The organism is Streptomyces sp. NPDC002130, from assembly GCF_040296465.1.
In the GTDB taxonomy this organism is placed as follows: Bacteria; Actinomycetota; Actinomycetes; order Streptomycetales; family Streptomycetaceae; genus Streptomyces.
On the sequence record NZ_JBEOXI010000116.1, the window covers coordinates 1 to 25,417 of the forward strand.

The 25,417-nt window shown below is 70.0% G+C and carries 22 protein-coding genes and 1 pseudogene; 20 read left to right on the plus strand and 3 right to left on the minus strand.

The annotated features are described in order from the left end of the window. Positions 1-208 precede the first annotated feature (208 nt). From secD to relA, 4 genes are all read left to right on the plus strand, one after another. Positions 209-1,975: a protein translocase subunit SecD gene (secD, locus tag ABT116_RS22200; protein WP_351636657.1), complete on the plus strand. Its 1,767-nt coding sequence runs from the start codon at positions 209-211 to the stop codon at positions 1,973-1,975. Position 1,976: 1 nt separating this feature from the next. Next, on the plus strand, positions 1,977-3,089 hold the full coding sequence (gene secF, locus ABT116_RS22205; protein ID WP_351636658.1) for a protein translocase subunit SecF: 1,113 nt from the start codon (positions 1,977-1,979) through the stop codon (positions 3,087-3,089). Then, on the plus strand, positions 3,086-3,625 hold the full coding sequence (locus ABT116_RS22210) for an adenine phosphoribosyltransferase (RefSeq protein WP_351636660.1): 540 nt from the start codon (positions 3,086-3,088) through the stop codon (positions 3,623-3,625). Before secF ends, ABT116_RS22210 begins: the two co-directional genes overlap by 4 nt. Before the next feature lie 203 nt (positions 3,626-3,828). After that, positions 3,829-6,348, plus strand: coding sequence for a GTP pyrophosphokinase (relA, locus tag ABT116_RS22215; RefSeq protein WP_351636662.1), 2,520 nt, complete (start codon positions 3,829-3,831; stop codon positions 6,346-6,348). 72 nt (positions 6,349-6,420) lie between these two features. On the opposite strand, the gene ABT116_RS22220 is transcribed toward relA, so the two are convergent. Together ABT116_RS22220 and ABT116_RS22225 are read right to left on the minus strand one after the other, a co-directional pair. Then, a complete protein-coding gene (locus tag ABT116_RS22220) occupies positions 6,421-7,650 on the minus strand; it encodes a DUF349 domain-containing protein (protein WP_351636665.1) in 1,230 nt (409 codons plus the stop codon). Between the two features lie 136 nt (positions 7,651-7,786). After that, a complete protein-coding gene (locus tag ABT116_RS22225) occupies positions 7,787-8,632 on the minus strand; it encodes a peptidylprolyl isomerase (RefSeq protein WP_351636667.1) in 846 nt (281 codons plus the stop codon). A gap of 167 nt (positions 8,633-8,799) precedes the next feature. Between ABT116_RS22225 and ABT116_RS22230 the strand changes: the two genes are divergently transcribed. Next, complete coding sequence (locus ABT116_RS22230; protein ID WP_351636669.1) at positions 8,800-9,507, plus strand: MBL fold metallo-hydrolase; 708 nt, start codon at positions 8,800-8,802, stop codon at positions 9,505-9,507. Between the two features lie 11 nt (positions 9,508-9,518). Then, positions 9,519-10,781, plus strand: coding sequence for a histidine--tRNA ligase (hisS, locus tag ABT116_RS22235; RefSeq protein ID WP_351636671.1), 1,263 nt, complete (start codon positions 9,519-9,521; stop codon positions 10,779-10,781). 77 nt (positions 10,782-10,858) lie between these two features. Here the strand turns inward: hisS and ABT116_RS22240 are convergent. Continuing rightward, positions 10,859-11,008, minus strand: a pseudogene (locus tag ABT116_RS22240) (ABC transporter ATP-binding protein); the annotation flags it as partial. 183 nt (positions 11,009-11,191) lie between these two features. On the opposite strand from ABT116_RS22240, the gene ABT116_RS22245 reads away from it, so the two are divergent. From ABT116_RS22245 to ABT116_RS22310, 14 genes are all read left to right on the plus strand, one after another. Then, positions 11,192-11,848 carry a vitamin K epoxide reductase family protein gene (locus tag ABT116_RS22245; protein ID WP_351636673.1) on the plus strand — a complete coding sequence of 219 codons (657 nt, stop codon included), beginning with the start codon at positions 11,192-11,194 and terminating at the stop codon, positions 11,846-11,848. A gap of 55 nt (positions 11,849-11,903) precedes the next feature. Continuing rightward, entirely contained in the window at positions 11,904-13,256 is a 1,353-nt protein-coding gene (locus ABT116_RS22250) for a replication-associated recombination protein A (RefSeq protein WP_351636675.1), read from the plus strand. A 304-nt stretch (positions 13,257-13,560) separates the two neighbouring features. Continuing rightward, complete coding sequence (gene rpsD / locus ABT116_RS22255; RefSeq protein ID WP_053668303.1) at positions 13,561-14,175, plus strand: 30S ribosomal protein S4; 615 nt, start codon at positions 13,561-13,563, stop codon at positions 14,173-14,175. 177 nt (positions 14,176-14,352) lie between these two features. Next, entirely contained in the window at positions 14,353-14,793 is a 441-nt protein-coding gene (locus tag ABT116_RS22260) for a DUF948 domain-containing protein (protein WP_351636677.1), read from the plus strand. Between the two features lie 9 nt (positions 14,794-14,802). Next, positions 14,803-15,156: a hypothetical protein gene (locus ABT116_RS22265; RefSeq protein WP_351636678.1), complete on the plus strand. Its 354-nt coding sequence runs from the start codon at positions 14,803-14,805 to the stop codon at positions 15,154-15,156. Next, a complete protein-coding gene (gene alaS / locus ABT116_RS22270) occupies positions 15,156-17,828 on the plus strand; it encodes an alanine--tRNA ligase (RefSeq protein WP_351636680.1) in 2,673 nt (890 codons plus the stop codon). Before ABT116_RS22265 ends, alaS begins: the two co-directional genes overlap by 1 nt. Positions 17,829-17,846: 18 nt before the next feature. Further along, entirely contained in the window at positions 17,847-18,311 is a 465-nt protein-coding gene (gene ruvX / locus ABT116_RS22275; protein WP_104778784.1) for a Holliday junction resolvase RuvX, read from the plus strand. Positions 18,312-18,432: 121 nt separating this feature from the next. Next, positions 18,433-20,145 (plus strand): endolytic transglycosylase MltG, encoded by a 1,713-nt coding sequence (gene mltG, locus ABT116_RS22280; RefSeq protein WP_351636683.1) that lies wholly within the window; start codon positions 18,433-18,435, stop codon positions 20,143-20,145. 11 nt (positions 20,146-20,156) lie between these two features. Continuing rightward, positions 20,157-20,984, plus strand: a complete 828-nt coding sequence (locus ABT116_RS22285) for a shikimate dehydrogenase (RefSeq protein WP_351636684.1) — start codon at positions 20,157-20,159, stop codon at positions 20,982-20,984. Between the two features lie 51 nt (positions 20,985-21,035). Beyond that, positions 21,036-21,449, plus strand: coding sequence for a hypothetical protein (locus ABT116_RS22290; protein ID WP_351636686.1), 414 nt, complete (start codon positions 21,036-21,038; stop codon positions 21,447-21,449). A 141-nt stretch (positions 21,450-21,590) separates the two neighbouring features. Beyond that, positions 21,591-22,775 carry a chorismate synthase gene (gene aroC, locus ABT116_RS22295; RefSeq protein ID WP_351636687.1) on the plus strand — a complete coding sequence of 395 codons (1,185 nt, stop codon included), beginning with the start codon at positions 21,591-21,593 and terminating at the stop codon, positions 22,773-22,775. Beyond that, a complete protein-coding gene (locus ABT116_RS22300; RefSeq protein ID WP_351636689.1) occupies positions 22,772-23,287 on the plus strand; it encodes a shikimate kinase in 516 nt (171 codons plus the stop codon). The genes aroC and ABT116_RS22300 overlap by 4 nt, the downstream gene beginning before the upstream one ends. After that, positions 23,284-24,375, plus strand: a complete 1,092-nt coding sequence (aroB, locus tag ABT116_RS22305; RefSeq protein WP_351636691.1) for a 3-dehydroquinate synthase — start codon at positions 23,284-23,286, stop codon at positions 24,373-24,375. Before ABT116_RS22300 ends, aroB begins: the two co-directional genes overlap by 4 nt. 163 nt (positions 24,376-24,538) lie before the next feature. Continuing rightward, positions 24,539-25,402: a Pro-rich N-terminal domain-containing protein gene (locus ABT116_RS22310; RefSeq protein ID WP_351636693.1), complete on the plus strand. Its 864-nt coding sequence runs from the start codon at positions 24,539-24,541 to the stop codon at positions 25,400-25,402. The last annotated feature ends 15 nt before the right edge of the window (positions 25,403-25,417 follow it).

Sequence of the window (25,417 nt, forward strand, 5' to 3'; positions counted from 1 at the left end):
CAGGACCTCCACACCGTTAGAGCCCTGGCTCCGAGCACCGTCCTGCTCAAGTGCCTGCTACCCGCCTGACCTTCTACCCTGTGCCGGGGCGACTGGGCCCGGCCCGCGCACCCCGGGACGCGCCCAGCTCGCACGGAATCCCGACACCATGTCATGGCCGCCCGTCCGCCGATCCGGAGCGAGGTGGCCCGAGAGGGAGTACGAGAAGGTGGCCACACCTAAAAAGGGCAGGAACGCGAGCGCCCAGAGCAAGCCGGGGCGCTCGCTGGCCCTGATCCTGATCGCCATCGTGGCGCTCACCGGTGGGATGTTCGCCTCGGGGCACACGAAGCCGCGTCTCGGCATCGACCTTGCCGGCGGTACGAGCATCACGCTCCGTGCGGTCCCCGAGGCCGGCAACGAGTCGGCGATCAACAAGACCAACATGGACACGGCCGTCTCCATCATGGAGCGCCGCGTCAATGGTCTGGGCGTCTCGGAGGCCGAGGTCCAGACGCAGGGCCGCGACAACATCGTCGTGAACATCCCCAAGGGGACCAACTCCGAGCAGGCCCGCAAGCAGGTCGGCACCACCGCCAAGCTCTACTTCCGCCCGGTCATCGCCACCGAGGTCTCCGGCGGCAAGGGCGCGGCCAGCCCCTCCCCGAGCCCCACCGGCAACCCCTCGGACCAGCCGTCCGGCAAGGCGTCCGACAAGCCCGAGGCCACCGACAAGAACTCCGCCTCCCCGTCCGCCACGCCCACCACCCAGGGCCGGGCGGTCACCGACGGGCTGAAGGCCGACGCCACGCCGTCCGCGAGCGCCTCGGACAAGCCCGGGGCCAGCCCCTCCCCGTCGGCGAGCGGCGGCACCGCCGAGGCCGACGCGAACGCGCTGCAGGCGAAGTACGCCAAGCTCGACTGCACGGACACCAAGACCCGCTCCACCGTGGGCGACGGCGTCAAGGCCTCCCAGCCCACCCTGGCCTGCGGCAAGAACTCGGGGGGCCAGTGGCAGAAGTACATCCTCGGTCCCGCCGAGGTCGACGGCACGGACGTCGACAAGGCCCAGGCCGTCCTGAACACCCAGACCGGTGCCGGCTGGACCGTCACGATGGACTTCACGGACGCCGGTGCCAAGAAGTTCGGCGACATCACCGGCAAGCTGGCCCAGAACCAGCCGCCGCAGAACCAGTTCGCGATCGTCCTGGACGGCGACGTGGTCTCCGACCCGTCCGTCCGGCAGGCCCTGACCGGCGGCAACGCCGAGATCTCCGGCAACTTCAACCAGCAGTCCGCCCAGGAACTGTCCAACATGCTGAGCTACGGCGCGCTGCCGCTCACCTTCAAGGTGGACAGCATGACGACCGTGACCGCCGCGCTCGGCGGTGACCAGCTGCAGGCCGGTCTGATCGCGGGCGCGATCGGTCTCGCGCTGGTCGTCATCTACCTGCTGGCCTACTACCGCGGTCTGTCGTTCGTCGCGATCCTCTCGCTGCTGGTCTCCGCCGCCCTCACCTACACGCTCATGGCCCTGCTCGGCCCGGCCATCGGCTTCGCGCTGAACCTGCCGGCGGTCTGCGGTGCCATCGTCGCCATCGGCATCACGGCGGACTCGTTCATCGTCTACTTCGAACGCGTCCGCGACGAGATCCGCGAGGGCCGTACGCTGCGCCCCGCCGTCGAGCGGGCCTGGCCGCGTGCCCGGCGCACCATCCTGGTCTCCGACTTCGTGTCGTTCCTCGCCGCCGCGGTGCTCTTCATCGTCACCGTCGGCAAGGTGCGCGGCTTCGCCTTCACGCTCGGCCTGACCACGCTGCTCGACGTGGTCGTGGTCTTCCTCTTCACCAAGCCGCTGCTGACGCTGCTGGCCCGTCGCCCCTTCTTCGCGAACGGCCACAAGTGGTCCGGCCTCGACCCGAAGAGCCTGGGTGCCCAGCCGCCACTGCGCCGCACCCGCCGTCCCTCCGCCCCCGTCGAGACGAAGGAGGCGTGAGATGTCGAAACTCGGCAACCTCGGCGCCCGGCTGCACCGCGGCGAGATCGGCTACGACTTCGTCAAGAACCGCAAGATCTGGTACGGCCTGTCGATCCTGATCACCATCACGGCCATCGTCGGCCTGGCGGTGCGCGGCCTGAACATGGGCATCGAGTTCCAGGGCGGTGCCGTCTTCAACACCCCGAAGAACATGAGCGTCTCGGTGTCCCAGGCCGAGGAGTACGCGGAAACGGCCTCCGGGCACGACGCGATCGTCCAGAAGCTCGGTGACGGCAGCCTGCGGATCCAGGTCGCGGGCATCGAGACCGACAAGGCCAACCAGATCAAGGCCCAGCTGTCGGACGACCTCAAGGTCGACGCGGAGCAGATCAACGCCGAACTGGTCGGCCCCAGCTGGGGTGAGCAGATCGCCAACAAGGCCTGGCAGGGCCTCGGCATCTTCCTGTTCCTCGTGGTGATCTACCTGGCGATCGCGTTCGAGTGGCGCATGGCGCTGGCCGCGTTCGTCGCGCTGATCCACGACATCACCATCACCGTCGGCATCTACGCCCTGGTCGGCTTCGAGGTCACACCGGGCACCGTGATCGGTCTGCTGACCATCCTCGGCTACTCGCTCTACGACACGGTCGTGGTCTTCGACAGCCTCAAGGAGCAGACCAAGGACCTCACCAAGCAGACCCGCTGGACCTACAGCGACGTCGCCAACCGCTCGATCAACAGCACCCTGGTCCGCTCCATCAACACCACGGTGGTGGCGCTGCTGCCGGTCGCGGGCCTGCTGTTCATCGGTGGCGGTGTCCTCGGCGCCGGCATGCTGAACGACATCTCGCTGTCGCTGTTCGTCGGTCTCGCCGCCGGCGCGTACTCCTCGATCTTCATCGCCACGCCGCTCGTCGCCGACCTCAAGGAGCGCGAGCCGGCGATGAAGGCCCTGAAGAAGCGCGTCCTGGCCAAGCGGGCCCAGTCCGCCGCCCAGGGCGGGACGGAGACCGACGTCGAGGAGACGTACGCCGACGAGCCGGAGGACGCCGCACCCGCGGTGGTCGGGCCGCGGAACCAGCCCGCCTCCCGCAGCCGCGGCCGCGGCCGCCCCTCGGGGAAGCGCCGATGACCGACATCAAGGAGCTGCTGCTCAGCCGCATCCGCGACGTGGCGGACTACCCGGAGCCGGGCGTGATGTTCAAGGACATCACCCCGCTCCTGGCGGACCCGTCGGCGTTCACCGCGCTCACCGACGCCCTCGCCGAGATCGCCCAGAGGACCGGGGCCACCAAGGTCGTCGGCCTGGAGGCCCGTGGCTTCATCCTCGGTGCCCCGGCCGCCGTCCGCGCCGGCCTCGGCTTCATCCCCGTACGCAAGGCGGGCAAGCTCCCCGGAGCCACCCTCGCCCAGGCCTACGACCTGGAGTACGGCTCGGCGGAGATCGAGGTGCACGCCGAGGACCTGAACCCCGAGGACCGGGTGCTCATCGTCGACGACGTCCTCGCCACCGGCGGCACCGCCGAGGCCTCGGTGGAGCTCATCCGCCGGGCCGGCGCCGAGGTCGCGGGTCTCGCCGTCCTCATGGAGCTCGGCTTCCTGAGCGGCCGCGCCCGCCTGGAGCCGGCGCTGAACGGCGCCCCGCTGGAGGCGCTGCTCACGGTCTAGCGGCCGCGCAGCCGTCCCGGCGAAGACCAGCACGACACCGCAGAGGCGGGCCCGGAGGAATCCGGAGCCCGCCTCGTGCGTTACCTGCGTTTCCCGGGTAGACGGTCCTCACATTGGCCTGAAGGCGATCCCGGGGCCCGGGATCGCTACCATGGGGGTCCGGAGCCTGACCGGGGGACCCGGATCGCGCACGAGGAGTCCTCTTGCCAGACGAGGCCCAGCACCTGACCGCCGCCAAGCCCGAGTCCGCCTCGGCAGCCGCGGCCAAGCCCGCGCCGAACGCGCCCCACGCGAAGAACGACACCCGCGGGCCGGTCGAGCACGCCCAGGCGGCGCCGGTCGACAAGCCCGCCGAGCAGTCGCGGCCCAAGCCCACCCCACCCGCGGTCCGTCAGGCGGCGGGCCAGCAGGCCCGCTCCGGCTCCTCCAACCGCGTCCGCGCCCGTCTGGCCCGGCTCGGTGTGCAGAGGGCGAACCCGTACAACCCGGTGCTGGAGCCGCTGCTGCGGATAGTGCGCGGCAACGACCCGAAGATCGAGACGGCTACGCTCCGCCAGATCGAGCGCGCCTACCAGGTCGCCGAGCGCTGGCACCGCGGCCAGAAGCGCAAGAGCGGCGACCCGTACATCACGCACCCGCTCGCCGTCACGACCATCCTCGCCGAGCTGGGCATGGATCCGGCCACGCTGATGGCCGGCCTGCTGCACGACACGGTCGAGGACACCGAGTACGGCCTGGACGACCTGCGCCGCGACTTCGGCGACGTCGTCACGCTGCTCGTCGACGGCGTCACCAAGCTGGACAAGGTCAAGTTCGGTGAGGCCGCGCAGGCCGAGACCGTGCGCAAGATGGTCGTCGCCATGGCCAAGGACCCGCGCGTCCTGGTCATCAAGCTCGCCGACCGCCTGCACAACATGCGCACCATGCGCTACCTCAAGCGCGAGAAGCAGGAGAAGAAGGCGCGCGAGACCCTCGAGATCTACGCGCCGCTCGCCCACCGCCTGGGCATGAACACCATCAAGTGGGAGCTGGAGGACCTCGCCTTCGCGATCCTCTACCCCAAGATGTACGACGAGATCGTCCGGCTGGTGGCCGAGCGGGCACCCAAGCGTGACGAGTACCTGGCCATCGTCACCGACGAGGTCCAGCAGGACCTGAGGGCGGCCCGCATCAAGGCGACCGTCACCGGCCGCCCGAAGCACTACTACAGCGTCTACCAGAAGATGATCGTCCGCGGCCGGGACTTCGCGGAGATCTACGACCTGGTGGGCATCCGTGTCCTCGTGGAGACCGTCCGCGACTGCTACGCGGCCCTCGGCACGGTGCACGCGCGATGGAACCCGGTCCCCGGCCGGTTCAAGGACTACATCGCGATGCCCAAGTTCAACATGTACCAGTCGCTGCACACGACGGTCATCGGCCCCGGCGGCAAGCCGGTCGAGCTGCAGATCCGCACCTTCGACATGCACCGCCGCGCCGAGTACGGCATCGCCGCGCACTGGAAGTACAAGCAGGAGGCCGTCGCGGGCGCCTCCAAGGTGCGCAGCGACGCCCCCAAGTCGTCCGGCAAGGGCAAGGACGACCACCTCAACGACATGGCCTGGCTGCGGCAACTGCTGGACTGGCAGAAGGAGACGGAGGACCCGGGCGAGTTCCTGGAGTCGCTGCGCTTCGACCTCTCCCGCAACGAGGTCTTCGTCTTCACCCCCAAGGGCGACGTCATAGCACTCCCCGCCGGCGCGACCCCGGTCGACTTCGCGTACGCGGTGCACACCGAGGTCGGGCACCGCACCATAGGCGCCCGCGTCAACGGCCGGCTGGTGCCGCTGGAGTCCACTCTGGACAACGGCGACCTGGTGGAGGTCTTCACCTCCAAGGCGGCCGGCGCCGGCCCCTCCCGGGACTGGCTCGGCTTCGTCAAGTCACCGCGCGCCCGCAACAAGATCCGGGCCTGGTTCTCCAAGGAACGCCGCGACGAGGCGATCGAGCAGGGCAAGGACGCCATCGTCCGCGCGATGCGCAAACAGAACCTGCCGATCCAGCGCATCCTGACCGGCGACTCCCTGGTGACCCTCGCGCACGAGATGCGCTACGCCGACATCTCCGCGCTGTACGCGGCGATCGGCGAGGGCCATGTCTCCGCGCAGAACATCGTGCAAAAACTCGTCCAGGCCCTCGGCGGCGAGGAGGCCGCCACCGAGGAGATCGACGAGTCGGTCCCGCCGGCCCCCGGCCGCAGCCGCAAGCGCCGTACCAGCGCGGACCCGGGCGTCGTCGTCAAGGGCGTCGAGGACGTGTGGGTCAAGCTGGCCCGCTGCTGCACGCCCGTCCCGGGCGACCCCATCATCGGCTTCGTCACCCGCGGCAGCGGCGTATCGGTGCACCGCAGCGACTGCGTGAACGTCGACTCGCTGTCCCGCGAGCCCGAGCGCATCCTCGACGTCGAGTGGGCGCCCACCCAGTCCTCGGTCTTCCTGGTCGCCATCCAGGTCGAGGCCCTGGACCGATCCCGGCTGCTGTCGGACGTCACCCGCGTGCTGTCCGACCAGCACGTCAACATCCTCTCCGCGGCCGTCCAGACCTCCCGCGACCGCGTCGCCACCTCCCGCTTCACCTTCGAGATGGGCGATCCGAAGCACCTCGGCCATGTGCTGAAGGCGGTCAGGGGAGTGGAGGGCGTCTACGACGTGTACCGGGTGACGTCGGCGCGCAGCAGGTCGTAACGGCCCGCAGCGGCCACACGAAAGGGGGGCTCCCGTACGGCGTGTACGGAAGCCCCCTTTCGCGTCGGCTGCTCAGCCTCCGAACTCCTGCAGGCCCTTCTGCGCCTGGTCCAGCAGCGCCTGCCGGCCGTCGAGCTCACGCTGGAGCTTGTCGGCCTTGGCGTTGTTGCCCTGCGCGCGGGCCTGTTCGATCTGGCCCCGCAGCTTGTCCACGGCGGCCTGCAGCTGGCCGGTCAGACCCTCGGCACGCGCGCGTGCCTCCGGGTTCGTCCGGCGCCACTCGGCCTCCTCGGCCTCCTGGATGGCCCGCTCGACCGCGTGCATCCGGCCCTCGACCTTCGGCCGGGCGTCGCGCGGCACATGGCCGATGGCCTCCCAGCGCTCGTTCACGTTCCGGAACGCGGCGCGGGCCGCCTTCAGGTCCGTGATCGGCAGGAGCTTCTCGGCCTCCTCGGCCAGCTCCTCCTTGAGCTTGAGGTTCTCCGACTGCTCGGCGTCACGCTCGGCGAAGACCGAGCTGCGGGCCGCAAAGAAGACGTCCTGGGCGCCGCGGAAGCGGTTCCACAGGTCGTCCTCGTGCTCGCGCTGGGCGCGGCCCGCGGCCTTCCACTCGGACATCAGCTCGCGGTAGCGCGCCGCCGTCACGCCCCAGTCCGTCGAGTTCGACAGCGCCTCGGCCTCGGAGACCAGCCGCTCCTTGGTCTTGCGGGCCTCCTCGCGCTGCGCGTCCAGCTGCGCGAAGTGCTGCTTGCGCCGCTTGGAGAACGCCGACCGCGCGTGCGAGAACCGGTGCCACAGCTCGTCGTCGGACTTGCGGTCCAGGCGCGGCAGACCCTTCCAGGTGTCCACCAGGGCCCGCAGCCGCTCACCGGCCGCCCGCCACTGGTCCGACTGCGACAGCTCCTCCGCCTCGGCGACCAGCGCCTCCTTGGCGTGGCGGGCCTCGTCGGACTGCTTCGCCCGCTGCGCCTTGCGCTCCTCGCGGCGCGCCTCCACCAGCTCCACGAGCTTGTCCAGCCGGACCCGCAGGGCGTCCAAGTCGCCCACCACGTGGTGCGCGTCGACCTGCTCCCGGATGTGGTCGATGGCGGCCTGAGCGTCCTTCGCCGACAGGTCGGTGGTCTTCACTCGCTTCTCGAGGAGGCCGATCTCGACAACCAGGCCCTCGTACTTGCGCTCGAAATAGGCCAACGCCTCCTCGGGGGAGCCCGCCTGCCAGGAACCGACGACCTGCTCGCCGTCGGCCGTACGCACGTACACGGTCCCCGTCTCGTCGACGCGGCCCCACGGGTCGCTGCTCACAGCGCCTCCTCCACATGATGCCTGCGGGGGGCCTGAAGCTCCCCCGGGCATCGTCCACAGTTTCGTCACGGCCAACATAGGCGACCGGCGGGGGGCCTGTCCGCATCCCGCGCGACCGAAATTTCGCAGTTGGGGGTCAGGATTTCGTGATCGTGGCCTTGTTGATCACGACCGTCGCGTTGGGCGCCGTATTGCCCGTCTGAGGGTCGGGGGCCTGCGCTCCCGCGTCCGCGATCTTCTTCAGAACCCTCATGCCCGCCTCGGACACCGTACCGAACGGCGTGTAGTCGGCCGGAAGCTGACTGTCCTGGTAGACGAGGAAGAACTGGCTGCCGCCGCTGTTGCGGCCCTGCTTCGTCTGCGCGTTGTACTGGTTCGCCATCGCGACGGTGCCGGCCGGGTACACCCCGCCCTTGAGGCTCTTGTCCTTGAGGTTCTCGTCCGGGATGGTGTAGCCCGGTCCGCCCATGCCGGTGCCCTTGGGGTCGCCGCACTGCAGGACGTAGATGCCCTGGTCGGTGAGCCGGTGGCACTTGCTGTGGTCCAAGTAGCCCTTGCCGAGCAGGAAGTTGAACGAGTTGACGGTGTGCGGTGCCGCCGACGCCTTCAGGTCGACGTCTATCTCACCGCAGGTGGTGTCCAGCTTCATCGTGTACTTCGCCGACTCGTCGATGGTCATCGCCGGTTCCTTCTTCCAGGTCTCCGACTTGACCTTGCCCGGGGCCGGCTTCTCGCACGGGTCCGGGGCCTTGCTGGGCGTGGCGCTCGGCGTGACCTCCGCGTTCGCGTTCTCCTTCTTGCCGTCGTCCTCGAACGGCTTGGTCAGGAAGACCGTCACCGAGAGCACCACGACCACGCCGAGAACCGAGGCGATCACGGAGTTGCGGATACGGGCCTTGCGTCGCGCGTCCGTGCGTCGCTGCTGCTGCCGCAAGAACTTCTCCCGGGCGAGCTGACGCCGCCGCTGTTCCTGGCTGACCACCGGGTTCTCTCCTCATGGGTCTCGAACGTCGACCGGTACGCCTGCGTCCTGTGTGCCGAGCGCGTGCGTGTGCCCCGTACCGTATATGGGTTCGCTGAGGAATCGGCAGCGCCGGTAGGCTCTGTGAGCAGCCGTAGCCGCCCGTATCGACACAACGAAGGACGATCGTGCTCATTGCCGGGTTCCCCGCCGGGGCCTGGGGGACGAACTGCTACCTCGTCGCCCCCGCCGCCGGTGAGGAGTGCGTGATCATCGACCCCGGCCATCAGGCCGCCGACGGCGTCGAGGAAGCGATCAAAAAGCATCGCCTCAAGCCCGTCGCAGTCGTCCTCACCCACGGCCACATCGACCACGTGGCCTCGGTCGTCCCGGTGTGCGGCGCGCACGACGTGCCGGCCTGGATCCACCCCGACGACCGGTACATGATGAGCGACCCCGAGAAGGGGATCGGCCGTTCCATCGGGATGCCGCTGCTGGGCGAGCTGACCGTGGGGGAGCCGGACGACGTCAAGGAGCTGACCGACGGGGCGAAGCTGGAGCTGGCGGGCCTGGAGCTGTCCGTCGCGCACGCGCCGGGCCATACCAAGGGGTCGGTGACCTTCGGCATGCCCGAGGCGGCGGACATCCCGCCGATCCTCTTCTCGGGCGACCTGCTGTTCGCCGGCTCCATCGGACGCACCGACCTGCCCGGCGGCGACATGGCCGAGATGCTCGACTCGCTGGCCCGCGTGTGCCTGCCGCTCGACGACTCGACCGTGGTGCTGTCCGGCCACGGCCCCCAGACGACCATCGGCCAGGAGCGCTCCACCAACCCGTATCTGCGGCAGGTGGCCGCCGGCCAGGGACCCGCTCAGGCTCCCCGACGAGGAATGTGACGAGACCTTCCGTGAGCACCTTCAAGGCCCCCAAGGGCACGTACGACCTGATCCCGCCGGACAGCGCGAAGTACCTCGCCGTCCGTGAGGCGATCGCCGCTCCGCTGCGCAACTCCGGCTACGGCTACATCGAGACGCCCGGCTTCGAGAACGTCGAACTCTTCGCGCGCGGGGTCGGTGAGTCCACCGACATCGTGACCAAGGAGATGTACGCCTTCGAGACCAAGGGCGGCGACCGGCTCGCCCTGCGCCCCGAGGGCACGGCCTCCGTCCTGCGCGCCGCGCTGGAGGCCAACCTCCACAAGGCCGGCAACCTCCCGGTCAAGCTCTGGTACTCCGGCTCGTACTACCGCTACGAGCGTCCCCAGAAGGGCCGTTACCGCCACTTCTCCCAGGTCGGCGCCGAGGCGATCGGCGCGGAGGACCCGGCGCTGGACGCCGAGCTGATCATCCTGGCCGACCAGGCGTACCGCTCGCTGGGCCTGAGCAACTTCCGGATCCTGCTCAACAGCCTGGGCGACCAGGAGTGCCGCCCCGTCTACCGGTCGGCGCTGCAGGAGTTCCTGCGCGGCCTGGACCTGGACGAGGACACCCTGCGCCGCGCGGAGATCAACCCGCTGCGCGTCCTGGACGACAAGCGCGAGTCGGTCCAGAAGCAGCTGGGGGACGCGCCGCTGCTGCGTGACTACCTGTGCGACGCGTGCAAGGCGTACCACGAGGAGGTCCGTGCGCTGATCTCGGCGGCGGGCGTCTCCTTCGAGGACGACCCGAAGCTGGTCCGCGGCCTGGACTACTACACCCGCACCACCTTCGAGTTCGTCCACGACGGCCTCGGCTCGCAGTCCGCGGTGGGCGGCGGCGGCCGCTACGACGGCCTCTCCGAGATGATCGGCGGCCCCGCGCTGCCGTCCGTCGGCTGGGCCCTCGGCGTCGACCGCACGGTCCTCGCCCTGGAGGCGGAGGGCGTCGAGCTCGAACTGCCCGCCACCACCAGCGTGTTCGCCGTCCCACTCGGCGAGGAGGCCCGCCGGGTCCTGTTCGCCAAGGTCACGGAGCTGCGCAAGAACGGCATCGCGGCCGACTTCTCCTACGGCGGCAAGGGCCTCAAGGGCGCGATGAAGAACGCCAACCGCAGCGGCGCCCGCTACACCGTCGTCGCCGGCGAACGCGACCTCGCCGAGGGCGTCGTCCAGCTCAAGGACATGGAGTCCGGCGAGCAGACGGCGGTGGGAGTGAACGAGATCGTGGCCGAGCTGGAGGCACGGCTCGGCTGAGACACGGTGGGGGAAGGCGCCGGGGCTCGGCGCCTTCCTCTTTTCGTGCACCCCTCGGCGATCGGTCGCAGCACCCCGGTCTCGGGCACCGTCAACTCGGCGGGCGCCGATTCGTCCTGCCGGACGATCCCGACTCGTGAACGCCACGCGCGCGTGGCGGTCGCCGGGTCAGACCCGAGCACGGACACCTCGCCCGCGTCCCGGTCCCGATTGCCCTGGAAGATCTCCATCGCGACGTCCACGGCAAGTCCGTACACCTGTGCTGTCATGCGACGAGCGTCGGCCGGAACACAACCCTCGGGGACGCCCGGGTGGAATCCTTATGTTCACTGAACGGTGGACACAGGCACCTGTGCGGCACAATGGCCCTGCCCGAAGATGTTCAGGTCTCAAGTGACGGAATCGGCGTGATGAGCAAGACGACAGTCAAGGACGTCTCCGTGGAGCCCGAGCCGCAGCGTGCCGAGATCGCGCCCCGCGCGGAGGGCGGCAGCCGGGCCCTCGCCCTGCTGCTGATGATCACCGGCGCCGCCGGACTGCTCGCCTCGTGGGTCATCACGATCGACAAGTTCAAGATCCTCGAGGCCAAGATCGAGGGCAAGACGTACACGCCCGGCTGCAGCCTCAACCCCGTGGTCTCCTGCGGCAGCGTCATGGAGAGCAAGCAGGCCGCGGTCTTCGGTTTCCCGAACCCGATGCTCGGTCTCGTCTGCTACGGGATCGTCATCGGCGTCGGCATGGCGCTGCTCGCCCGCGCCCGCTTCCCGCGCTGGTACTGGCTCACCTTCAACGCGGGCTGCTTGTTCGGCGTCGCCTTCTGTGCCTGGCTGATGTTCCAGTCCCTGTACCGGATCAACGCCCTGTGCCTGTGGTGCAGCCTGGCCTGGGTCGCCACGATCCTGATGTTCTGGTACGTCACGTCGTTCAACATCCGCAAGGGCTTCCTGCCCGCCCCGAGCTGGCTCAAGAGCTTCTTCGGCGAGTTCACGTGGGTCATGCCCGTGCTGCACATCGGCATCATCGGCATGCTGATCCTGACCCGCTGGTGGGACTTCTGGCTCAGCTGAGTCCCGGTTCCGGGGCCCGGCCGGATTGTCAGTGCCGTGATTTAGGGTTTCTGACGTGGAGCCCGACCTGTTCACCGCCGCAGCCGAAGAACGCCAGGAGAAGGAGCCGTCCAGCAGCCCCCTGGCGGTGCGGATGCGCCCGCGCACCCTCGACGAGGTCGTGGGCCAGCAGCATCTGCTGAAGCCGGGCTCGCCCCTGCGCAGGCTGGTGGGGGAGGCCTCCGGCCCCGCCGGGCCCTCCTCGGTGCTCCTCTGGGGCCCGCCCGGCACCGGCAAGACCACCCTGGCCTACGTCGTCTCCAAGGCGACCGACGCCCGCTTCGTGGAGCTGTCGGCGATCACCGCCGGCGTCAAGGAGGTCCGCGCGGTCATCGACGGCGCCCGCCGCGCCTCCGGCGGGTACGGCAAGGAGACCGTCCTCTTCCTCGACGAGATCCACCGCTTCAGCAAGGCCCAGCAGGACTCCCTGCTCCCGGCCGTCGAGAACCGCTGGGTGACGCTCATCGCGGCGACGACGGAGAACCCGTACTTCTCGGTGATCTCGCCCCTGCTGTCCCGCTCCCTGCTGCTCACCCTCGAACCGCTCACGGACGACGACATCAGGGCCCTCATCCGCCGCGCCCTCACCGACGAGCGGGGCCTCAAGGACGCCGTCACGCTCCCCGAGGAGACCGAGAGCCACCTCCTGCGCATCGCCGGCGGCGACGCCCGCCGCGCCCTGACCGCCCTGGAGGCGGCCGCCGGAGCCGCCCTCGACAAGGGCGAGGCGGAGATCGGCCTGACGACCCTGGAGGAGACGGTCGACCGGGCCGCCGTGAAGTACGACCGCGACGGCGACCAGCACTACGACGTGGCCAGCGCCCTGATCAAGTCCATCCGCGGCTCCGACGTCGACGCCGCCCTGCACTACCTGGCCCGGATGATCGAGGCCGGCGAGGACCCCCGCTTCATCGCCCGGCGCCTGATGATCTCCGCCAGCGAGGACATCGGCCTGGCCGACCCGACCGCCCTGCCGACGGCGGTCGCCGCCGCCCAGGCCGTCGCCATGATCGGCTTCCCCGAAGCCGCCCTCACCCTCAGCCACGCCACCATCGCCCTCGCCCTGGCGCCCAAGTCCAACGCCGCGACCACCGCGATCGGGGCCGCCCTGGAGGACGTCCGCAAGGGCCACGCCGGACCCGTCCCCGCCCACCTGCGCGACAGCCACTACAAGGGCGCGACCAAGCTCGGCCACGGCCAGGGCTACGTCTACCCGCACGACCTGCCCGAGGGCATCGCGGCCCAGCAGTACGCCCCGGACGAGCTGAAGAACCGCGAGTACTACGAGCCGACCCGGCACGGCGCGGAGGCCCGCTATGCGGACGCGGTGGAGTGGACCCGGAAGAACCTCGGTCGAAAGCGGTCCTGAGCACCCTGTAAACTCGTCCGGAGTGCCGCGTCCCGTGCAGTCAGAACGGGACAGTCGGCCGGAGTCCCGATCCTCCGGGATCGGCTCCAGGAGCGTCGCGCACCGTCGAACGGTGTCGCGGGCAGCCCACCACCACCCGTCCTGGGACGGGACCGGCCGGTGGGCCACTCGCGTGCTGCACGTATGTGCCCAGACCAGGGAGCGGCTGCCCACCCGGGCCCGACAGGGTTCCAGGCGGGTTTCCCCGGCTGCGGATGCGACCTCCCACAACACTGACAAGCCGATACAACGAAAGCGAAAAACAGTGGCGAACCAGTCCCGCCCCAAGGTCAAGAAGTCGCGTGCCCTCGGCATCGCGCTGACCCCGAAGGCCGTCAAGTACTTCGAGGCCCGCCCCTACCCGCCGGGTGAGCACGGCCGCGGCCGCAAGCAGAACTCGGACTACAAGGTCCGTCTGCTCGAGAAGCAGCGTCTGCGCGCGCAGTACGACGTGTCCGAGCGCCAGCTCGTCCGCGCCTACGACCGTGCCTCCAAGGTCCAGGGCAAGACCGGTGAGGCCCTGATCATCGAGCTGGAGCGTCGTCTCGACGCCCTGGTCCTGCGTTCGGGCATCGCCCGCACGATCTACCAGGCCCGCCAGATGGTCGTCCACGGCCACATCGCGGTCAACGGCAAGAAGGTCGACAAGCCCTCCTTCCGTGTCCGTCCGGACGACGTCGTGCAGGTCCGCGAGCGCTCCAAGGAGAAGACCCTCTTCACGATCGCTCGTGAGGGTGGCTTCGCCCCCGACGGTGAGACCCCGCGCTACCTCCAGGTGAACCTCAAGGCCCTGGCGTTCCGCCTGGACCGCGAGCCGAACCGCAAGGAGATCCCGGTGATCTGCGACGAGCAGCTCGTCGTCGAGTACTACGCCCGCTGATCCACGGCAGGCACGCGGTACCTCAGCCCGCCGTCTCCCCGCCCCTCCGGGCGGGCGAGGCGGCGGGCTTTCGCGATTGCCCCGGCGCCGGAGGGTAATCCGGTACGGAGCGCCACCCCCGGCGCGATAGGCTCGTCGCACGACTTTTTCGATGTTCAGGCACGTTTCAGGGAGCGGGTGCACACAGTGTCCGGTGGAGAGGTTGCCGGAATCCTGGTGGCCGTCTTCTGGGCGATCCTGGTCTCCTTCCTCGCCGTCGCGCTGGCGAGGGTGGCCCAGACGCTCAAGGCGACCACCAAGCTCGTGGCGGACGTGACCGACCAGGCCGTCCCGCTGCTGGCCGACGCCTCCGCGGCGGTGCGCTCCGCGCAGACCCAGATCGACCGGGTCGACTCGATCGCCTCCGACGTCCAGGAGGTCACGTCGAACGCCTCGGCGCTGTCGACCACCGTCGCCTCCACCTTCGGCGGCCCCCTGGTCAAGGTCGCGGCCTTCGGCTACGGCGTCCGCCGGGCCCTCGGCGGCGGCAAGGAGGACGTGCCCGCCAAGGCGTCCAGGCGTACCGTGATCGTGGGCCGTACGGTCACCCGGCGCAGCGCCCGAGACAAGAGGGACTGAGAGCCAGCGATGTTCCGCCGTACCTTCTGGTTCACCACGGGCGTCGCCGCCGGTGTGTGGGCCACCACCAAGGTCAATCGCAAGCTGAAGCAGCTGACCCCCGAGAGCCTCGCCAGAACCGCCGGGAACAAGGCGATCGAGGCCGGTCACCGCATCAAGGACCGCGCGGTGGGCTTCGCGCTCGACGTCCGGGACAACATGGCCGTCCGCGAGGCCGAGCTGGGTGACGCCCTCGGGATCAACGAGAATCCCGAACTCCCGGCGCCTCGGCGGCACATCGCCATCGAGAACCGCAACAACCCCAAGTACGTCGACGGTTCGACGTACCAGACGTACCCGTACAACCGGAATGAGGACCACTGATGGAGTCGGCTGAGATTCGCCGCCGCTGGTTGAGCTTCTTCGAGGAGCGCGGTCACACCGTCGTCCCTTCGGCGTCGCTCATCGCGGACGACCCGACTCTGCTCCTCGTCCCGGCCGGCATGGTGCCCTTCAAGCCCTACTTCCTGGGTGAGGTCAAGCCGCCCTTCGCGCGCGCCACCAGCGTGCAGAAGTGCGTGCGCACGCCCGACATCGAAGAGGTCGGCAAGACCACCCGGCACGGCACGTTCTTCCAGATGTGCGGCAACTTCTCCTTCGGCGACTACTTCAAGGAAGGCGCCATCAAGCACGCCTGGGAGCTGCTCACCAGCGCCCAGGACAAGGGCGGTTACGGCCTCGACCCCGAGCGCCTGTGGATCACCGTCTACAAGGACGACGACGAGGCCGAGCGCATCTGGCACGAGGTCGTCGGTGTGCCGAAGGAGCGCATCCAGCGCCTCGGCATGAAGGACAACTACTGGTCCATGGGCGTCCCCGGCCCCTGCGGCCCCTGTTCCGAGATCAACTACGACCGCGGCCCCGAGTTCGGCGTCGAGGGCGGCCCCGCCGTCAACGACGAGCGGTACGTGGAGATCTGGAACCTCGTCTTCATGCAGTACGAGCGGGGCGAGGGCATCGGCAAGGACAACTTCGAGATCCTCGGCGACCTGCCCAGCAAGAACATCGACACCGGTCTCGGTCTCGAGCGCCTCGCCATGATTCTGCAGGGCGTGCAGAACATGTACGAGATCGACACCTCGATGGCCGTCATCAACAAGGCCACCGAGCTGACCGGCGTCCGCTACGGCGACGCCCACGACTCGGACGTCTCCCTGCGTGTGGTCACCGACCACATGCGCACCTCCGTGATGCTCATCGGCGACGGTGTCACCCCCGGCAACGAGGGCCGCGGCTACGTGCTGCGCCGCATCATGCGCCGCGCCATCCGCAACATGCGCCTGCTCGGCGCCACCGGCCCGGTCGTCAAGGACCTGATCGACACCGTGATCGAGATGATGGGCCAGCAGTACCCCGAGCTCGTCACCGACCGCGAGCGCATCGAGAAGGTGGCCCTCGCCGAGGAGAACGCCTTCCTCAAGACGCTGAAGGCCGGGACCAACATCCTCGACACGGCCGTCACGGACACCAAGGCCGCCGGCGGCACCGTCCTGCCCGGCGACAAGGCCTTCCTGCTCCACGACACCTGGGGCTTCCCGATCGACCTCACCCTGGAGATGGCCGCCGAGCAGGGCCTCTCCGTGGACGAGGACGGCTTCCGGCGCCTGATGAAGGAGCAGCGGGAGCGCGCCAAGGCCGACGCCCAGGCCAAGAAGACCGGGCACGCCGGCGCCGGCGCCTACCGCGAGATCGCCGACCAGGCCGGTGCCACCGACTTCATCGGCTACACCGACACCGAGAGCGAGTCCACGATCGTCGGCATCCTCGTCGACGGCGCCTCCTCCCCGGCCGCCACCGAGGGCGACGAGGTCGAGATCGTCCTCGACCGCACCCCGTTCTACGCCGAGGGCGGCGGTCAGATCGGCGACACCGGCAAGATCAAGGTCGACACCGGTGCCGTCATCGAGATCCGCGACTGCCAGAAGCCGGTCCCGGGGGTCTACGTCCACAAGGGCGTCGTCCAGGTCGGCGAGGTCACCGTCGGCGCCAAGGCCCACGCCTCGATCGACGACCGCCGCCGCAAGGCCATCGCCCGCGCCCACTCGGCCACCCACCTGACCCACCAGGCCCTGCGCGACGCCCTCGGCCCGACGGCTGCCCAGGCCGGTTCCGAGAACCAGCCCGGCCGCTTCCGGTTCGACTTCGGCTCCCCGTCCGCCGTTCCGACGGCCGTGATGACCGACGTCGAGCAGAAGATCAACGAGGTGCTCGCCCGCGACCTGGACGTCCGCGCCGACGTCATGGGCATCGACGAGGCCAAGAAGCAGGGCGCCATCGCCGAGTTCGGCGAGAAGTACGGCGAGCGCGTCCGCGTGGTGACCATCGGCGACTTCTCCAAGGAGCTGTGCGGCGGTACCCACGTGCACAACACCGCCCAGCTGGGCCTGGTGAAGCTGCTCGGCGAGTCCTCCATCGGTTCCGGTGTCCGCCGGATCGAGGCCCTGGTCGGCGTGGACGCCTACAACTTCCTCGCCCGCGAGCACACGGTCGTCGCCCAGCTCCAGGAGCTGATCAAGGGCCGCCCGGAGGAGCTTCCGGAGAAGGTCTCCGCCATGCTCGGCAAGCTGAAGGACGCCGAGAAGGAGATCGAGAAGTTCCGCGCCGAGAAGGTCCTCCAGGCCGCCGCCGGTCTCGCCGAGTCCGCCAAGGACGTCCGTGGCGTTGCTGTCGTGACCGGTCAGGTCCCGGACGGCACCACCGCCGACGACCTCCGCAAGCTCGTCCTCGACGTGCGTGGACGCATCCAGGGCGGACGAGCCGCCGTCGTCGCCCTGTTCACAGTGGCGAACGGCAAGCCGCTGACGGTCATCGCCACCAACGAGGCCGCCCGCGAGCGCGGTCTGAAGGCCGGCGACCTGGTTCGCACGGCCGCCAAGACCCTCGGCGGCGGCGGTGGCGGCAAGCCGGACGTCGCCCAGGGCGGCGGCCAGAACCCCGCCGCCATCGGTGACGCCGTGGACGCCGTCGAGCGCCTGGTCACCGAGACGGCCAAGTAAGAGACGGGTCGGAAAAGCATGCGCAGAGGACGTCGACTCGCGATCGACGTCGGGGACGCCCGCATCGGGGTCGCCTCGTGCGACCCCGACGGGATCCTCGCCACCCCGGTGGAGACGGTCCCGGGGCGTGACATCCCCGCAGCTCAGCGGCGGTTGAAGCAACTCGTCGAGGAGTATGAACCCTTGGAGGTCGTGGTCGGGCTCCCGCGCTCCCTCAAGGGGGGCGAGGGCCCGGCCGCGGTCAAGGTCCGGGGCTTCACCCAGGAACTGGCCCGCATGATCTCCCCGGTTCCGGTGAGACTCGTCGACGAACGCATGACGACGGTGACAGCCAGTCAGGGACTGCGCGCCTCGGGCGTGAAATCCAAGAAGGGCCGGTCCGTCATCGACCAGGCAGCGGCCGTGATCATCCTGCAACAGGCCCTCGAATCCGAACGGATGTCAGGTAAAGCACCCGGCGAAGGCGTCGAAGTGGTCATCTGATCGCGATACGGTAACGTTCCGCGCGATGCGGTGGCGTTCGAACAGCCGCCGCACAGCAAGAGGCGGGACGGGAGCCGGGCCGGAAGCCGCGTGACCGCCGCCTCGCGGCTCTAGGGGATCGATGACTGAGTATGGCCGGGGCCAAGGCTCCGAACCGTGGCATCCGGAGGACCCGTTGTACGGGGACGGCGGATGGGGCGGGCAGCAGGCCCATCAGGGTCAGCAGTCCCCCTACGGCGGCCAGCCACAGCACTATCCAGAGCAGCCGCAGCAGTCGCAGTACGGCGACTGGGGCACCGGTGACCAGGCCGGATACGGTCAGGCGCAGCAGCAGTACCCGTACGACCAGCAGTACGCGGCACAGGCCCACGGGCACCAGCAGTACCCGGGGCAGCAGGACCCCGGACATCAGCAGGACCAGGGCTACCACCAGCAGCAGTACGACACCGGCGGCTGGGCCAACGACCCCCACCAGCAGGTCTCGTACTCCGGTGATCCCCAGGATCCGTACGGGCAGCAGGCCGGTGCGTACGGCGGGGGCCAGCAGGAGTACTACGACACGCCTGAGGCGTACCCGCCCCCGGAGCCGCCCGGTCGGCGCGAGCCCGAGCCCGCGCCGGAACCGGAGTGGGACCCCGGCCCGGACCAGGGCGAACACGCCTTCTTCGCGGGCGGGGACGACGATGACGACGGCGAGGAGCCGGAGGGACGTCGCGGTCGCGACGACAAACGGGGACGCGGCGGCGGCAAACCGAAGAAACGCCGCAACGGCATGGCCTGCCTGCTGGTCGCCGTGATCCTCGGCGGCGGCCTGGCGGGCGTCAGCTACTTCGGCTACCAGTACTACCAGGATCGTTTCGGCGACGCCCCGGACTTCGCGGGCGTGGGCAACGGCCAGCAGGTGTCCGTCGAGATCCCCGAGGGCGCGGACGGCTACGCGATCGGGCGGGCTCTGAAGTCCGCCGGTGTGGTCAAGAGCGTCGACGCCTTTGTCTCGGCCCAGGCGGGCAACCCCGAGGGCCGGACGATCCAGGCCGGCGTGTACACGCTGCAGAAGCAAATGTCGGCCGAGAGTGCGGTCGAACTGATGCTCAGCCCCAAGAGCCGCGACAACCTGATCATCGCGGAGGGCAAGCGCAACGCCGACATCTACCGGCTCATCGACAAGCGCCTCAAGGTCAAGGACGGCACCACCGCCGCGGTCGCCAAGAAGGACTACAAGAAGCTCGGCCTGCCCGCGTGGGCGCAGAACCACGCCGAGGTCAAGGACCCGCTGGAAGGCTTCCTCTACCCCTCCAGCTACGGCGTGAGCGAGGGGCAGAAGCCCGCGGACGTCCTGAAGCAGATGGTCGAGCGGGCCACCGCGACGTACGAGAAGCTCGGGGTCGAGAAGAAGGCCGAGAGCCTCGGACTCGAAGACCCGTGGCAGCTGATCACCGTCGCCAGCCTGGTTCAGGCCGAGGGCACCAGCCACGACGACTTCCGCAAGATGGCAGAGGTCGTCTACAACCGCATGAAGCCGGGGAACCCGCAGACCAACGGCATGCTGGAGTTCGACTCCACTTACAACTACATCAAGAACCAGAGCAAGATCGACCTGAGCCTGAGCGAACTGCGGAACTACGACAACCCGTACAACACGTACTTCCACAAGGGCCTGCCGCCCGGTCCGATCGACAACCCGGGCGAGGACGCCATCAAGGGCGCCCTCAAGCCGACGGACGACGGCTGGTACTACTTCATCTCGCTCGACGGCAAGACCAGCAAGTTCACGAAGACGAACGCCGAACACCAGAAGCTGGTCGACCAGTTCAACGCCTCGCGGAACAACTGAGGAAGACCCTGATGGCCGCACCACGCCGAGCCGCCGTACTCGGCTCCCCGATCGCCCACTCCCTCTCCCCGGTCCTGCACCGTGCCGCTTACGGGGAGTTGGGCCTGGCCGACTGGACCTACGACCGGTTCGAGGTCGACGAGGCCGGGCTGCTCGCGTTCTTCGAGAAGCTCGGGCCCGAGTGGGCCGGGCTGTCGCTGACCATGCCGCTGAAGCGGGTTGTGATCCCCCTGCTGGACGAGGTCAGCGAGACCGCCGCGTCGGTGGAGGCGGTCAACACCGTCGTTTTCACCGAGGACGGCCGCCGCGTCGGCGACAACACCGACATCCCCGGCATGGTCGCCGCCCTGCGCGAACACGGCATCGAGCAGGTCGACTCCGCCGCCGTCCTCGGCGCCGGTGCCACCGCCTCCTCCGCGCTGGCCGCGCTGTCCCGGATCTGCCCGGGCGAGATCGCCGTGTACGTGCGCAGCGAGGCCCGGGCCGCCGAGATGCGGCAGTGGGCGGAGCGGCTCGACGTCGCCGTCCGCATCGCCGACTGGGCGGACGCCGAGCTGGCCCTGCGCGCCCCTCTGGTGATCAGCACCACGCCGGCCGGTGTCACCGACGCCCTCGCCCGGTCCGTTCCGGAGCGCCCGGCAGCCCTCTTCGACGTCCTGTACGACCCCTGGCCGACCGAGCTCGCCGCCCGCTGGTCGGCGTACGGCGGTGCCGTCGTCAGCGGTCTCGACCTGCTGGTGCACCAGGCCGTGCTCCAGGTCGAGCAGATGACGGGGCTGACCCCGGCGCCCCTGGACGCCATGCGAAAAGCAGGCGAGCGGGCTCTCGCCGACCGCTAAGATCCGCTCTCGGTTCCGCAGGGGGCGGAACAGGGGAGGGGAACGTCCGTCATGTCCGCAGGCCTGCCTCAGGCGTCCGTCAAGTCCCAGATATTCGAGTCCCTGCTGGGATTCCTGCCCGACTGGGTGCAGATCACGGTGCTGGCCCTGATCGTGCTCGCCGTCGTGGCGTCGTGGGTCGTCAAGATCAAGCGCAAGATCGCCTACCGGCGTGTGGTCCGCAACGGGCAGCCGGTCCACGCGGCGGCCCAGCACGGGCAGGGGCGCGGAGCGGACTACCTGGGGCAGTACGCGCCGCAGCACACACAGCCGGCACAGCAGCAGGGCAGCGGGGCCGATCACCTGGGGGCGTACGCCCCGCAGCAGGACCGGACCGTCCAGCAGCCGAGCGGCGCCGACTTCCTCGGGGCGTACGCGCCGCAGCAGCGTCAGGGCGAGGGTCCGTCCGCGAACGCGTCCGCTTGATGGACCGGCCGCCGGGCAGAGGGCTCCGGCGTGGGAGGATCGGAGATGGCGGACCGGGCCGCGCACCCGGTCGGGCCGTCGCCGTACGCGACGAGGCGCGTACGCAGGGCAGTACCAGAGCGCGAGCACTGAGGAGCACCGTTGAGCAGGTTGCGCTGGCTGACCGCGGGGGAGTCCCACGGTCCCGCACTCGTGGCGACGCTGGAGGGCCTTCCCGCCGGCGTGCCGATCACCACGGACATGGTGGCGGACCATCTCGCGAGGCGGCGCCTGGGCTATGGGCGCGGTGCCCGGATGAAGTTCGAGCGCGACGAGGTCACCTTCCTCGGCGGCGTCCGGCACGGCCTCACCCTCGGCTCCCCGGTCGCGGTCATGGTGGGCAACACCGAGTGGCCCAAGTGGGAACAGGTCATGGCCGCCGACCCGGTGGACGCGGAGATCCTCGACGGGCTCGCCCGCAACGCGCCGCTGACCCGGCCGCGCCCCGGCCACGCCGACCTCGCGGGCATGCAGAAGTACGGCTTCGACGAGGCCCGGCCGATCCTGGAGCGCGCCTCCGCGCGGGAGACCGCGGCCCGTGTGGCGCTGGGCGCGGTGGCCCGCTCGTACCTGAAGGAGACGACCGGCGTCGAGATCGTCAGCCACGTGGTGGAGCTGGCGGCGGCGAAGGCGCCGAAGGGCGTGTACCCGACGCCGGCCGATGTCGAGAGGCTGGACGCGGACCCCGTGCGCTGCCTGGACGCGGACGCCTCGAAGGCGATGGTCGCCGAGATCGACCAGGCCCACAAGGACGGTGACACCCTCGGCGGTGTGGTCGAGATCCTCGCCTACGGGGTGCCCGTCGGTCTCGGTTCGCACGTGCACTGGGACCGCAAGCTGGACGCCCGGCTCGCCGGTGCGCTCATGGGCATCCAGGCGATCAAGGGCGTCGAGATCGGTGACGGTTTCGAGCTGGCGCGGGTGCCCGGCTCCAAGGCGCACGACGAGATCGTGAAGACCGACGACGGCATCCGGCGCACCACCGGCCGCTCCGGCGGCACCGAGGGCGGTCTGAGCACCGGTGAGCTGCTGCGCGTGCGCGCCGCGATGAAGCCGATCGCGACGGTGCCGCGCGCCCTGCAGACCGTGGACGTCACCACCGGCGAGGCGGCGCAGGCCCACCACCAGCGCTCCGACGTGTCCGCGGTCCCGGCCGCCGGTATCGTCGCCGAGGCCATGGTGGCGCTGGTGCTCGCGGACGCGGTGGCGGAGAAGTTCGGTGGTGACTCGGTGGCCGAGACCCGCCGCAACGTGACGTCGTACCTCGACAACCTCGCCATCCGATGAGCGGCCCGCTGGTCGTCCTGGTCGGCCCGATGGGCGTGGGCAAGTCCACCGTCGGGCAGCTGCTGGCCGAGCGGCTCGGGCTCTCCTACCGGGACACCGACGACGACATCGTCGCCGCGCAGGGCAGGACCATCGCCGAGATCTTCGTCGACGAGGGCGAGTCCGCCTTCCGCGCGATCGAGAAGGCGGCGGTGCACCGGGCGCTGGCCGAGCACGACGGCATCCTGGCCCTGGGCGGCGGCGCGATCCTCGACGCGGACACGCGTGCGCTGCTCGCCGGGCAGCGGGTGGCGTATCTGTCGATGGACGTGGAGGAGGCGGTCAAGCGCACCGGCCTCAACGCGGCCCGCCCCCTGCTCGCGGTCAACCCGCGCAAGCAGTGGCGCGAGCTGATGGAGGCCCGCCGCCACCTGTACGAGGAGGTCGCCACGGCCGTGGTCGCCACCGACGGCCGTACGCCCGAAGAGGTCACCCAAGCCGCCCTGGACGCACTGGAGTTGAAGGAAGCATGAGCGAGTCAGTCACCCGGATCCAGGTCGGCGGCACGGCGGGCACCGACCCGTATGAGGTCCTGGTGGGCCGGCAGTTGCTGGGTGAGCTCGGCGGGCTGATCGGCGAGAAGGCCCAGCGGGTCGCGATCCTCCACCCCGAGGCGCTGGCCGAGACCGGTGACGCGCTGCGCGCCGACCTGGCCGAGCAGGGCTACGAGGCCATCGCCATCCAGGTGCCCAACGCGGAGGAGGCCAAGACCGCCGAGGTCGCCGCCTACTGCTGGAAGGCGCTCGGCCAGTCCGGGTTCACCCGCACGGACGTCATCGTCGGCGTCGGCGGCGGCGCCACCACGGACCTCGCCGGGTTCGTGGCAGCCACCTGGCTGCGCGGAGTGCGCTGGATCGCGATTCCCACCACCGTGCTCGCCATGGTGGACGCGGCCGTCGGCGGCAAGACCGGCATCAACACCGCCGAGGGCAAGAACCTCGTCGGCGCCTTCCATCCGCCCGCCGGTGTGCTCTGCGACCTGTCCGCGCTGGACTCCCTGCCGGTCAACGACTACGTCTCCGGCCTCGCCGAGGTCATCAAGGCCGGCTTCATCGCCGACCCGGTGATCCTGGACCTCATCGAGTCGGACACCGAGGCCGCCCGCACACCGGCCGGCCCGCACACCGCCGAGCTCATCGAGCGCTCCATCCGGGTCAAGGCCGACGTCGTGTCGTCGGACCTGAAGGAGTCGGGCCTGCGCGAGATCCTCAACTACGGCCACACGCTGGGCCACGCGATCGAGAAGAACGAGCGCTACAAGTGGCGCCACGGCGCGGCGGTCTCGGTCGGCATGCACTTCGCCGCCGAACTGGGCCGCCTGGCGGGCCGGCTGGACGACGCGACGGCCGACCGCCACCGCACGATCCTCGAAGCGGTCGGACTGCCCCTGCACTACCGGCACGACCAGTGGCCCAAGCTGTTGGAAACCATGAAGGTCGACAAGAAGTCCCGCGGCAACCTGCTGCGCTTCATCGTCCTCGACGGCCTGGCCAAGCCCACCGTCCTGGAGGGACCCGACCCGGCCGTGCTGCTCGCCGCGTACGGCGAAGTCGGGCAGTAAGTCCTCCGGCGCGCCTTCCGCCCGAATTCACCTTACGGAGCCGGGCACTTCGGGCCGCCCCCGGCCGTTCACACATCGACGACCGGGGGCGGTACCGTTCGGTAGCAAGGGGATTCCGCCCCCTGTCAGCGCCCATCGCCTGTACGAGACGGAGTGGCACCGGATGCAGCACGCAGTGGGTTCTCCGCTGCCGCCGCCCCATCAGCCGGGGCACGGACCGGCCACGGGCTGGTCGCCGGCCGCACATCACCCGGTCCCGCCGAACGCGGGCGCCCACCAGGGCTCGGTGCCCGCACCCCCGCCGCCCCCGGCACCGGGATATCCGGCGCCCCCGCCCGGACCGGCCTCGGCCCCGCCCCCGGCTTGCGCCCCGCCGTCGCCGGAGACCACCGGCCATGTGCCGCTGCCGCCCGGCGGCCCCGTCGGCATGCCCATGGCCCCGCCCACCGCGACGGTTCCCGATCCCGCCGGTACGACACTCGCGGTGCTGCTCATCGGCCCCGCGGGTGCGGGCAAGACCAGCGTCGCCAAGTACTGGGCGGACCACCGCCGGGTCCCCACGGCCCACATCAGCCTCGACGACGTACGCGAGTGGGTCCGCTCCGGCTTCGCCGACCCCCAGTCGGGGTGGAACGACCACTCCGAGGCGCAGTACCGCCTGGCCCGCCGCACCTGCGGCTTCGCCGCCCGGAACTTCCTCGCCAACGGCATCTCGTGCATCCTCGACGACGCGGTCTTCCCCGACCGCCCGGTCGTCGGCCTCGGCGGCTGGAAGCGCCACGTCGGACCGGGCCTGCTGCCGGTCGTCCTCCTGCCCGGGCTGGACATCGTCCTCGAACGCAACGCGGAGCGCTCGGGCAACCGACGGCTGCCGGACGAGGAGGTCGCCCGCATCCACGGCCGCATGGCCGGCTGGTACGGATCCGGCCTGCCGATCATCGACAACTCCCAGCTGGACGTCCCCGAGACGGCGCGCGTACTGGACGACGTCCTGGCCCGCTCCATCGCCAGCCCACCCCAGTGGTGAGCGCCCCATAGGGGC

What these genes read in the sequence shown, in the direction of transcription:
- secF (WP_351636658.1), top strand. Translation starts at nt 1,977, where the DNA reads ATGTCGAAACTCGGCAACCTCGGCGCCCGGCTGCACCGCGGCGAGATC.
- ABT116_RS22210 (WP_351636660.1), top strand. Translation starts at nt 3,086, where the DNA reads ATGACCGACATCAAGGAGCTGCTGCTCAGCCGCATCCGCGACGTGGCG.
- ABT116_RS22245 (WP_351636673.1), top strand. Translation starts at nt 11,192, where the DNA reads ATGAGCAAGACGACAGTCAAGGACGTCTCCGTGGAGCCCGAGCCGCAG.
- ABT116_RS22265 (WP_351636678.1), top strand. Translation starts at nt 14,803, where the DNA reads ATGTTCCGCCGTACCTTCTGGTTCACCACGGGCGTCGCCGCCGGTGTG.
- alaS (WP_351636680.1), top strand. Translation starts at nt 15,156, where the DNA reads ATGGAGTCGGCTGAGATTCGCCGCCGCTGGTTGAGCTTCTTCGAGGAG.
- ruvX (WP_104778784.1), top strand. Translation starts at nt 17,847, where the DNA reads ATGCGCAGAGGACGTCGACTCGCGATCGACGTCGGGGACGCCCGCATC.
- mltG (WP_351636683.1), top strand. Translation starts at nt 18,433, where the DNA reads ATGACTGAGTATGGCCGGGGCCAAGGCTCCGAACCGTGGCATCCGGAG.
- ABT116_RS22285 (WP_351636684.1), top strand. Translation starts at nt 20,157, where the DNA reads ATGGCCGCACCACGCCGAGCCGCCGTACTCGGCTCCCCGATCGCCCAC.
- ABT116_RS22290 (WP_351636686.1), top strand. Translation starts at nt 21,036, where the DNA reads ATGTCCGCAGGCCTGCCTCAGGCGTCCGTCAAGTCCCAGATATTCGAG.
- ABT116_RS22300 (WP_351636689.1), top strand. Translation starts at nt 22,772, where the DNA reads ATGAGCGGCCCGCTGGTCGTCCTGGTCGGCCCGATGGGCGTGGGCAAG.
- aroB (WP_351636691.1), top strand. Translation starts at nt 23,284, where the DNA reads ATGAGCGAGTCAGTCACCCGGATCCAGGTCGGCGGCACGGCGGGCACC.
- ABT116_RS22310 (WP_351636693.1), top strand. Translation starts at nt 24,539, where the DNA reads ATGCAGCACGCAGTGGGTTCTCCGCTGCCGCCGCCCCATCAGCCGGGG.